At 71.5% G+C, this 11442-nt stretch carries 4 protein-coding genes and 2 pseudogenes; 3 read left to right on the forward strand and 3 right to left on the reverse strand.

Going from position 1 to position 11442, the window contains the following annotated elements:
* Positions 1 to 546: pseudogene (locus tag AB0K10_RS04145) on the forward strand (hypothetical protein); the annotation flags it as partial.
* 1 nt (position 547) lies between these two features.
* Positions 548 to 1246 (forward strand): class F sortase, encoded by a 699-nt coding sequence (locus tag AB0K10_RS04150; RefSeq protein WP_363679803.1) that lies wholly within the window; start codon positions 548 to 550, stop codon positions 1244 to 1246.
* 74 nt (positions 1247 to 1320) lie between these two features.
* On the opposite strand, the gene AB0K10_RS04155 is transcribed toward AB0K10_RS04150, so the two are convergent.
* On the reverse strand, positions 1321 to 6402 hold the full coding sequence (locus AB0K10_RS04155) for an NAD-glutamate dehydrogenase (protein WP_363679805.1): 5082 nt from the start codon (positions 6400 to 6402) through the stop codon (positions 1321 to 1323).
* Positions 6403 to 6688: 286 nt separating this feature from the next.
* Here AB0K10_RS04155 and AB0K10_RS04160 point away from each other — a divergent pair, with 286 nt between their 5' ends.
* Positions 6689 to 8647 carry a penicillin-binding transpeptidase domain-containing protein gene (locus tag AB0K10_RS04160; RefSeq protein ID WP_363679807.1) on the forward strand — a complete coding sequence of 653 codons (1959 nt, stop codon included), beginning with the start codon at positions 6689 to 6691 and terminating at the stop codon, positions 8645 to 8647.
* Between the two features lie 809 nt (positions 8648 to 9456).
* On the opposite strand, the pseudogene AB0K10_RS04165 reads toward AB0K10_RS04160, so the two are convergent.
* Positions 9457 to 10425: pseudogene (locus AB0K10_RS04165) on the reverse strand (arginase family protein); the annotation flags it as partial.
* 74 nt (positions 10426 to 10499) lie between these two features.
* A complete protein-coding gene (locus AB0K10_RS04170) occupies positions 10500 to 11423 on the reverse strand; it encodes a tetratricopeptide repeat protein (RefSeq protein ID WP_363679809.1) in 924 nt (307 codons plus the stop codon).
* Positions 11424 to 11442: the final 19 nt, after the last annotated feature.

Below are 11442 nucleotides of genomic sequence, written 5' to 3' on the forward strand. Positions count from 1 at the left end.
CACGGCTCCGACGAGGGCAACGAGTACGGCTCCGACAAGGGCTGGGAATCCAAGGACGAGCACGGCTCCAAGGACGAGCACGGCTCCGACGAGGGCAACGAGTACGGCTCCGACAAGGGCTGGGAATCCAAGGACGAGCACGGCTCCAAGGACGAGCACGGCTCCGACGAGGGCGACGAGTACGGCTCGGACAAGGGCTGGGAGTCCAAGGACGAAGACAGCAAGAGCTGGGAGTCCAAGGACGAAGACAGCAAGGACTGGGAGTCCAAGGACGAGCACGGCTCGGATGACGAGCGCGAGTTCGTGTACTACGGCGACGCCAAGGTCGACAAGGACGCCAAGCCGGGTCGTTACGAGCTCAAGGGCTCGTGCGGCGAGGGCGAACTGGTCGTACTGCCCCACGGCGGGGTCGACGGTGGTGACGGTGGCGCCAGCACCGGGACCGACCGTGGTCTGGCCACCGGTGGCGCGGGCCTGCTCGGCGCTGCCGCGCTGGGTGGGATCGTTCTGATGCGTCGTCGGCGGACCGATGGTTCGCTCGTCTGACGTGACGACGACACGGGCCGGCGGCCGTCACGGGAGACCGTGGCGTGCCGCCGGCGCGGCCGTCGTCGTCACCCTGGCCATGATCGGCGCCGGCATGATCGGCGCCTCGTTGCAGGACCGGCCAGCTCCCCGCCCCCCGCAGCCGCTCGCCCAGGCCGGCCCCGAGGTCTCCGGGCCGACGGTCACCGGGAGCACCGCCACGGCGCCGGACGACGGGGAGCGCGGCGACGTTGCAGCCAGCCTGGACCGGGCCGCTCCGACCACCATCGAAATCCCCCGCATAGGCGTCCACGCGCCGGTCATGTCGCTCGGCACCAACCCGGACGGCACCGTCCAGGTCCCCCCGTTGGAGCAGGCCGACCGGGCCGGCTGGTACGAGCCGGGGGCGAGTCCAGGCGAGACCGGTAACGCGGTCATCGTGGGGCACGTGGACTCGGCGAAGCTGGGCCCGGCAGTCTTCTTCGACCTCGGCTCGCTCGTGCCCGGAGACACGATCACCGTGCAGCGGGCGGACGGCCAGCCGGCGACGTTCCGGGTCGACTCGGTGAAGTCGTACCCGAAGACGTCCTTCCCCACCGAGCTGGTGTACGGGCCGAACGACCGGCCCGGCCTGCGGGTCGTCACCTGCGGTGGCCAGTTCGACGAGGCGGCCAGGAGCTACGACGACAACGTGGTCGTCTTCGCCACCCTGGTGGCGTGAACCCGGGGCGTACACGGAAGCGGTCCGGCCGGTCGGGGTTTCCCGATCGGCCGGACCGCTTTCGGCGTATCGGATCAGGCGGCGGCGGAGGTCCGCACCAGGGTGCGGATCTGACGCAGCAGCACGGACAGGGCGGCGAGATCCGCCCGCGACTCGTCGAACTCCCCCATCGCCCGGCGGGCGCGGTGGATCGACGTGGCGTTCGACTGCTCCCACTGCTGCACCCGCTCGTGCGGCGGTTGGTCCTCCGGCGTGGAGTCGAGCACCTCGGCGGTGAGCGCGGCGAGCGCGGCGTACAGGTCGTAGCGCAGCGCCATCCGCGCGAGTGTCTGCCAGCGGTCCTCCCGCGGCAGCAGGGAGATCTTCGACAGCAGCGAGTCCACCCGGAACAGGTCGGAGAGCACGAAGTAGACCGAGGCCACCTCGCCGACGTCCCGTCCGCTGCGGGTCGCGGTCTCCACGACGTCCAGCAGGCCGAAGCTGTACATCAGTCGGGTCGCCCGCTCCGCCAGCTCGCGGGGCAGCCCACGGTCGATCATCGAGTCGATGTGCGCCGTGATGGCCTGCCGCTCACCGCCGTAGAACAGGTCCTCCAGCCCCGGCAGCAGCCGGGCCACCCCGTCGCGCAGCCGCGCGATCTCGGTCGGCACGTCGATCGGCGAGCGCCGGTTGGTGACCAGCCAGCGCACCGCGCGGTCGAGCAGTCGACGGGTGTCGAGGTAGACGCTGGTCTGGAGCTCCGGGGAGACCTTGTTGTCCAACGCCTCCACCGCGTCCCACACCTCGCGCAGCCCGAACACCTCGCGGACCACCACGTACGCCCGGATCACGTCGGCCGCGCTGGCCGCCGTCTCCTCGACCACCCGGAAGATGAACGAGATACCGCCCCGGTTGACCGCCTCGTTCACCAGCACCGTGGTGACGATCTCCCGGCGTAGCCGCTGCCTGCCCATCCGGTCGGCGAACCGCTCGCGCATCGGCGTCGGGAAGTAGTTGACCAGGACCTCGGTCGTCCACTCCTCGTCGGCCAATCCCTCGGTGAGGATCTCCCGCTCCAGGACGATCTTGACGTACGCGAGCAGCACCGCGAACTCCGGCGCGGTCAGCCCGGACTCGCTGCGCACCGCCAGTTCCTCGTCCGGCGGCAGCGCCTCCAGCGACCGGTCCAACGCGCCGGAACGCTCCAACTCGTTGATCATCCGACGGTGCACGGGAAGCAGCGAGGCGGCCTGGGCCTGGGCGTTGTTGATGGCCCGGGCCTGGTCGTAGTTGTCCCGCAGCACCAGCTCGGCGACCTCCTCGGTCATCCCGGCCAGCAACTCGTCCCGCTCGGCAGTGGTCAGCTCACCGTCAGCGACAGCGGTGTTCAGGAGGATCTTGATGTTCACCTCGTGGTCGGAGGTGTCCACCCCGGCCGCGTTGTCGATGAAGTCGGTGTAGATGCGGCCACCTGTCAACGCGTACTCGATGCGGCCGAGCTGGGTCCAGCCCAGGTTGCCGCCCTCGCCCGCCACCCGGCAGCGCAGGCTGCGACCGTCCACCCGGATCGCGTCGTTGGACTTGTCGCCCACCTCGGCGTTGGTCTGGGTGGACGCCTTGACGTACGTGCCGATGCCGCCGTTCCAGAACAGGTCCACCGGGGCGGTGACGATCGCCTTCATCAACTCCTGCGGCGAGAGCTGCGTGACGTCGTCGTCCAGGCCGATCGCCGCCCGGACCTGCGGCGTGAGCGGGATGGACTTCGCGGTACGCGGGAAGATGCCGCCCCCGGCCGAGATCAGCTCCGGGTTGTAGTCCTCCCACGAGGACCGGGGCAGGTCGAACAGCCGGCGACGCTCGGCGTACGAGGTGGCCGCGTCCGGCTCCGGGTCGAGGAAGATGTGCCGGTGGTCGAAGGCGGCCACCAGCCGGATGTGCTCGGAGAGCAGCATCCCGTTACCGAACACGTCGCCGGACATGTCGCCGACGCCGACGACGGTGAAGTCCTGGGCCTGGGTGTCCAGACCCAACTCCCGGAAGTGCCGCTTGACCGACTCCCACGCACCTCGGGCGGTGATGCCCATCTTCTTGTGGTCGTAGCCGGCCGAACCGCCGGAGGCGAACGCGTCGCCCAGCCAGAAGTTGTGCGCCACGGAGATCTCGTTGGCGATGTCGGAGAACGTCGCCGTTCCCTTGTCCGCGGCCACCACCAGGTACGGGTCGTCGCCGTCGTGCCGGACCACGTCCTCGGGCGGCACGATGTGCCCGCTGACGATGTTGTCCGTGACGTCCAGCATGGCACCGACGAACTCCTGGTAGCAGGCGACCGCCTCGTCCCGGTCGCCCGGCTTCTGCTTCAGCACGAAGCCGCCCTTGGCGCCCACCGGCACGATCACGGTGTTCTTCACCATCTGCGCCTTGACCAGGCCGAGCACCTCGGTGCGGAAGTCCTCCCGACGGTCGGACCAGCGCAACCCACCCCGGGCCACCGGCCCGAACCGCAGGTGTACGCCCTCGAACCGGGGCGAGTAGACGAAGATCTCGAATTTCGGCCGGGGCGCCGGCAGGTCCGGGATGGCCTGCGGGTCGAGCTTGAACGCCACGTACGCCTTCGGACGCCCGCCGACCGGCTTCTGGTAGAAGCTGGTCCGCAGGGTCGCCTCGATCAGCGTCAGGTACGAGCGCAGGATCCGGTCCTGGTCGAGGCTCGCCACGTCGTCAAGCGCGCCCCGGATCGTCTCCACCAGCTCGCCGCTGCGCTGCTGCCGCTGCTCGGCGGTCAACTCGCCCGGCGCGAACCGGGTCTCGAACAGCTCCACCAGCAGGCTGGCGAGCTTCGGGTACGCGATGAAGGTCTGCTCCATGTAGTCCTGCGAGAAGACCGTCCCGGCCTGCCGCAGGTACTTCGCGTACGCCCGCAGCACCACCACCTGCCGCCAGGTCAGCCCGGCGCGCAGCACCAGCTCGTTGAACCGGTCCACCTCGGCCTCGCCGCGCCACGCCGCCGCGAACGCGTTCTCCACGTGCGGGCGTACCTCGGACAGCTCGTGGTGCCCCTCGGGCAGCATGAGGCCGAAGTCGTACAGGTAGACCCGACCGTCGATCCGGTCCACCTCGTACGGGTGCTCGTCGACCACGCGGACGCCGAGCGAGTGCAGCACCGGCAGCACGGCGGAGAGCATCATCGGCTCGCCGTACCGGTAGACCTTGAACCGCACGTTCATGCTGTCGGCCAGGTCCGCGCCGGGCACGCGGGTGCCCGGCCTCGGCGCGAGCTGCTTGCGGAACAGGTGCATCTCCAGCTGGCCGGGCTCCTCCAGCAGCTCGAGCTTGGCCAGGTCCTTCATCGCCTCGTACGGCGTGTGCCCGTCCTTGTAACCCTCCGGGAACGCGTCGGCGTACCTGGCGAACAGGTGCTTGGCCTGCTCGTCGCCGAGCTTGCGCTCCAGCACCAGGCGGTAGTCGTCGTCCCAGAGCCGGGTCGCGTCGGCCAGCTCCTCGGCCAGCAGGTCGGCGTCGATGTCGCCGGGCGGCCGGGTCGGGTCGGTGCGGACGATGAAGTGGATCCGGGCCAGCATCGACTCGGTGACCCGGGTGGTGTAATCGACCCCGACGCCGTTCAGCTCACGCAGCAGGATGTCCTGCATGCGCAGCCGGTTCTGGGTGGTGAACCGGTCCCGGGGTAGGTAGATCAGGCAGGAGATGAACCGCCCGTACGCGTCGCGGCGCAGGAACACCCGCAACTGCCGGCGGCCCGCCATCCGCAGCACACCGATCACCGCGTGGTACAGGTCGTCGGTCTTGATCTGGAACAGCTCGTCGCGCGGGTAGGTCTCCAGGATCTGCAGCAGATCCTTGCCGGAGTGGCTGCGCCGGCTCAGGCCGGAGCGGTCGAGCACCTCCGCGACCTTCCGACGTACCACAGGCAGCTCGCGGACACTGGTCCGGTACGCCGCGGTGGAGAACAGGCCCAGGAAGCGCCGCTCCCCGATGACCTCGCCGACCTCGTTGAAGATCTTGAACCCGATGTAGTCCAGGTACGCCGAGCGGTGCACGGTGGCCCGCGAGTTTGCCTTGGTGATGATGAGCAGACGCTTCTCCAGCACCTTCTCGTGTGCCTCGTGCGTCATCGACGACAGCGATCGGGCCTCCGGGGAGTCCGAGCGCAGGATGCCCAGGCCGGTGCCGAGCACCGCCTCCAGCGCCTTGCCGTCCACCGGGTCGGACGGGTTCCCGTCCGGGGCGTCCACCAGCCGGTACTCGCGGTAGCCGAGGAACGTGAAGTGGTCGTGCGCCAGCCAGCGCAGCAGCTCCACCGAGTCGGTGATGTCCTTCTCCGGCACCGGCGGACGGTTTTCCGAGGTGCGGGCCGACGCCAGCTCGTCGGCGAGCGCGAGCGCCCGCTGACGCATCTTCGGCCAGTCCTCCACGGCCTCCCGCACGTCGGTGAGCACTCGTTGCAGCTCACCGCGCAGGCGGTCGCGCTCGGCGGCGTCCCGGACCGGGTCGATCTCGATCCGCATCCAGCTCTCGATGATGTCCCCGGCGATCGCGTCGTCCGGTTCCACGTCCGCCGAAACCTCGGTGAGGCGGCCCAGCGGCTCGCGCCGGACCACCACCAGCGGGTGCACCAGCAGGTGCACGTCCAGGTGGTACGAGTTGAGCAGCGCGGTCACCGAGTCGACCAGGAACGGCATGTCGTCGGTGACGATCTCGACGACGGTGTGGTGCTGGTCGGCGTACGGCTCGTGGATGCGCAGCTTCAACTCGCCGGGCACCCGCTGCTGGGCGAGGTCCCGGTGCGCCCGGGCCGCGTCGAGCATCTCCTCCGCCGTGAAGCCGACCAGCTCCTCGTCCGGGGCGAACCGCCAGAAGCGACCGACCAGGGTCGCCGCATCGTGGTCGTCCCCGGCGAGTGCGACAGCCTGGGCAACCAGGCGCTCCGCGTTGGGGACCGGTTCGTCGAGCTCGGCGTCCTCCACGTCGTCGGCCAACGCCTCGGTCGGCAGGCCCAGATCGTAGATGGTGTCGATGCTCGACCCGGTCAGCCCTGTGACGCCCGTGTCGAGCCGGCCGTAGCCGTCCCCGTCGGTCGCCGAATCGAAGCTGTCCTCGTCCCGGCCGGTGTCATCCTGCCGGAGGTCGGGTTCCGGTTTGATCGCCGGACGCCGGTCCATCGGTGCCACTCCCCTCGACCCACCGCGTTGTGGGTCACTCTGCCGCCCAGCGTAAGCCTGTCGTTCCCCGCCTTGGTCGGCGGACCACTGGCCGGACGTCCGGATCGGGACTTTGTCCTTTCACCCGTTGTGGGTCCGAGGTTGGCCGCTTGCGGGATACCCCGCCCCGCGATGTTCATCACACCGGCCCGGACCGTCTTTCCGCACGTCGAGCCCTCCACGGGACGTTCGGGACAGCCTCCGCGTACTACCGTGCAGAGCAGCCCGAGACCGGAAGGACCGCTTCATGACCTTGTCCTACCCCCGGCCCCACCGGCCGAACCGCGCCCGGCGGGTCGCGGCGATCACCGCGGCCCTGCTCACCGCCGGCGTCCTGGCGGCGTGCTCCGGCGACGACGGGCCGGAGCGCGGCGTCGACGCCTTCCTCAGCGGCTGGCGCAGTGGCGACCTGCAGGCGGTCGCGATGGTCGACACGACAGGCGCCAAGCTGCCGGCCACCGAGGTGACCAAGGAGATCAAGGAGCTGTCCGGCGAGTTGGCGGCCACCCCGCCCACGCTGACCCGACAGGGCGAGCCGAAGATCACCAAGAACATCGCGACCACCACTATCAGGGTGGACTGGACGCTGCCAGGCCGGACCCACTGGACGTACGACCGGGAGCTGCGGCTCGTCCAGGGCGACGACGACCAGTGGCAGGTGATGTGGGAGCCGCGGGTGATCCACGAGCAGCTCGCCAAGGGTGACCGACTGGGGCTGCGCCGCGACACCGGCGCCCGGGCCGGCGTGCTGGACGCGGCCGGCCAGCCGATCGTGTCGCCCCGCCCGGTCGTGCGGGTGGGTGTGCAACCGAACCAGGTCACCGACATCAAGAAGCTGGTCAAGGATCTCGACGCTGCCTTCAAGGCCATCCGGCCGGCCCTCGTTCCCGCCGTCGACCTGTCGGACCTGCCCAAGCGGGTGGCCGCGGCCGACCCGGGCGCTCTCGTCGAGGTGGTGACCCTGCGCGACCCGGCGTACCGCCAGATCAAGCCCCGGATCTACGACCTGCCCGGCACCAAGTTCGTGTCCGACAAGCTCGACCTGGCCCCGACCCGGGAGTTCGCCCGCGCGCTGCTCGGCTCGGTCGACCAGGCGCAGGCCGACGACCTCGCCGCCCACCCGGACCGGTACGTCACCGGCGACCTGGTCGGGCACGGCGGATTGCAGGGCCGCTACGACGAGCAGCTACGCGGCGCCCCCGGCCTGACGGTCGTGGTGGAGCGGCCCGACGAGGACGGCAAGCTGGCATCCACCGGCACCGAGCTGTTCCGCCAGGAGCCGAAGCCCGGTCAGGCCCTCAAGACCACGCTGGACGTTGCCACCCAGAACGCGGCCGACGGCGCCCTGCGCGCCGAGTCGCACCGAGCCGCGCTGGTCGCGGTCCGCGTCAGCGACGGCGCGGTCCTCGCCGCCGCCAACGGTCCCGGCTCGACCGGCGAGAACCTGGCCTTCACCGCGCAGGTGCCGCCGGGCTCCACGTTCAAGATGGTCAGCGCGCTGGGTCTGCTGGACCGGGGCGCGGTCACGCTGGACGGGCCGGTGGAGTGCAAGAAGACCTTCACCGTCGATGGCCGGTCCTTCAAGAACTCGGACAACTTCGAGTTGGGCTCGGTGCCGTTCCGCACCGACTTCGCCAAGTCCTGCAACACGGCTTTCGCGTCGCTGGCCCCGAAGCTCGGCGGCGACGGGCTGGCCGCAGCCGGCCGCTCGCTGGGCCTGGAGGGGCAGTGGGATCTCGGCACGGACGCCTTCACCGGCAAGGTGTCGACCGGCGGCAGCCCCGCCGAGCAGGCAGCCGCCTCGTTCGGCCAGGGCACCACGCTGGTCAGCCCCCTGGCCATGGCCGGTGCCACCGCGGCCGTCGCCCGGGGCCGCTTCGAGCAGCCGAAGCTGCTGGTCGACCCGGCGCCGGCCAAGCCGGCCCCGCCCGGCGAGCAGCTCAAGCCGGAGTCCGTCACGGCGCTGCGCACGATGATGCGCGAGGTGGTCACCGCCGGCACCGGCAGCGCGCTCAAGGACGTTCCGGGCGGCGAGGTGTACGGCAAGACCGGCACCGCCGAGTACGACGACAACCCGGCCCACACGCACGCCTGGTTCGTCGGCTGGCAGGGTGACGTCGCGTTCGCCGTGTTCGTGGAGAACGGCGGGGCCAGCACTTCCTCGGCCGTCCCGATCGCCGAGCGCTTCCTCCGCGCCCTCCGCTAGTCGCGGGCGGCGAGCGCCCGCCGTGCCCCGTGCGCCGTGCGCGTGCGCCGTGCCGCGTGCGCCGTGCCGCGTGATCGACTCGGTTTCGCTGAAACCGCGGTGTCCGAGCCATCCGGACACCGCAGTTTCGCTGAAACCGAGTCGATCACGACGAGGTCGGCCCGAGGCTGACGACGAGGTCGGCCGGAGACTGACGAAGAGGTCGGCCGGAGACTGACGACGAGGTGGGCCGAGGCTGGTCAGGCCGTGTCGGCTTCGTGCCTGTCCGGCGGTTCCTGAACCGGCGGAGACGCTCGTCGGAGCAGACCCGGACCGGCCGACGCGGGTGGGCCGACCGGTTCGCGCTCGACCGTGGCCGCGATCTGGGCCGCGACGCCCGATGGCTCGGACGGGGCCAGAACGCGCATGCCGGGCGGCTCCGCCTCGGCCGCGACGCCGTCCGGCACCGCGCTCAGCGACGAACGGCCGCCCGAGGGACCGACGCCGGCAGAACCGCCGCCACCGGCAGAACCGCCGCCCGAGGGACCGGTACCGGCAGACCCGCCGCCAGGCGACTGGGCGTCGGCGGGTTCGACATCGGGAAGATCATCGTCGTCGCCGCGCTCGTCACCCCGACCGCTGCCGGCAGGCCCACCAGGCGCGGCACGATCAAGCCCACCAGGCGCGACATGATCAAGCCCATCGCGCGCGGCACGATCAAGCCCACCAGGCGCGGCACGATCAAGCCCACCAAGCGCGGCACGATCAAGCCCGTCGAGCGCGCTGAGCCGGTCGGAACGCTCGGTGGTGGTCGCGGCCCGACCGTTGCCGCGCCGAGGCGAGGGCGTCGGCCGGGGCGACAGCAGTCGGGGCGGCACCGCCTCCGGGGCGGTGACCGGGGCCAGACCGGCGACCACCGTGTTGACGATCTCGGCGGCGTACGAGCCGTCCGGGTCGTAGTCGGGGTCGAAGACGGTCAGCTCGACACCCAGGCAGTGTGGGGTGTCGACCAGGCCGGCGAGCAGGATCTCCAGCTCGGCGAAGGCGATGCCACCCGGGTCGGGGGCGTCCACGGCCGGCATCACCGCAGGGTCGAGCACGTCGACGTCGATGTGCACCCAGTAGCCCGCGCAGTCGGCGAGCTGCTCGTGCGCCCACTGGGCCGTCCGGGCGGCGCCCTCGGCGCGCAGCGCCGGCACCGGTCGGGTGGTGATGCCCGCGGCCTGCAGGTCGAGGCGGTACTCGTCCTGCGCGCGGATGCCGAGCACCACCACGTCGATGTCGCGGAAGTAGGGCCGGCGGCCCTCCAGCGCGGCCAGGTCGGCCTGCCCGCGCCCGGTGACGAGGGCCAGGTCCTCCCCCGCGGCCGCGCCGACGTAGGAGGCGTTGCCGGGGTGCCGGAAGTCGGAGTGCCCGTCGACGAAGACCAGCCCGATCCGCCCGCCGACCGCCTCGCCGAGGCGGTGCATGGCCAGCGCGGAGCCCAGCAGCACGGAGCAGTCGCCGCCCAGCACCACAGGGAACTCGCCCCGGTCGATGATCGAGCCGATCCGCTCGGCGAGGGCGAGGGAGTAGTCGGCGATCTCCCGGGCATGGCAGACGCCGTCGCCGGGCCGCCAGTCGCCGGGGTCGTACCGCGGTGGGGTGACGCAGCCGGCGTCGCGGGCCCGCAGCCGGGCCAGCAGGTCGTGGTCGCGCAACGCGCCGGGCGCCTTGGCGCAGCCGGGCACCGAGGTGGACGTCGGCGGCCGTAGGCCGAGATTTGTCGGCGCGTCGAGGACGGCGATCCGGCGCATCATGAGCTCCCGTCCTCGGTGGTCGGGCGGGCCGGCGGTTCGCCGGCCCGCGCTGGCGTGCTACGAACTCATTGAACTCAGAACAGGGCGCTGGCCAGGGCCCGCCGGGCCGAGGCGACCGCCGGGTCGTCCGGGCCGGCGATGGAGAACAGCGACACCAGGTGCTGGCGGACCTCCTCGCGGTCCTCGCCGGCGGTGCGCCGGACCAGGCCGACGAGCCGGGCGTACGCCTGCTCGGCCAGGCCGCTGAGCACCTCGATGTCGGCGGCCAGCAGTTGGGCCGCGACGTCGTCGGGGGCGCTCTCGGCGGCGGCCAGCGCGGTGGCCGGGTCGGCGCCCGCCACCCGGCGGGCCACGCCGACCTGGGCCAGGCCCGCCGTGGCCGCGGCGTCCGCCGGTGCGTCGGCGAGGATCTTGCGGTACGCCTGCTCGGCGGCGTCCAGGTCACCGCTCATGAGCGCGTCGTCGGCCTCGTCGAGGCGCGGGTCCTCCGGTTCGGCGACGGCCACGCCACCGGCCTTGAGCACGGCCTGGATCCACTGGCGAAGCTGTGCCTCGGGCACCACACCGGAGAAGGCGTCGATCGGCTGGCCGCCGACGACGGCGTAGACCATGGGGATGCCCTGGACCCGGAACATCTGGGCGATCCGCGGGTTTTCCTGCACGTCGACCCGGGCGAGCACCCAGGTGCCACCGCTCTCGGCGGCCAGCCGCTCCAGCACCGGGGCGAACTCGTCGCTCTCCGGGAAGCCGGCCGCGCCGAAGAAGACGATGACGGGCATGGCCATCGACCGTTCGAGCACATCGGCCTGGATGGTCGCCTCGGTGACGTCGACGATGGCGGCGTTGCCGCCGGCGCTCGGCGCGCCGGGTACGCCGGCCGACGGGCCGCCCTGCGGGGGTGTGCCGGGGCGGGAACTGGCTGGTGCGGGGCCGCGCAGCGTGCTGAGGTCGACCGCGCCGCGGGTGAAGATCGACGAGGTGATCCGTGGGTCGCTCATGGTTACCTAGTCTCGCACG

Origin of the sequence: Micromonospora sp. NPDC049274 (genome assembly GCF_040678875.1) — a bacterium.
Classification (GTDB): domain Bacteria; phylum Actinomycetota; class Actinomycetes; order Mycobacteriales; family Micromonosporaceae; genus Micromonospora.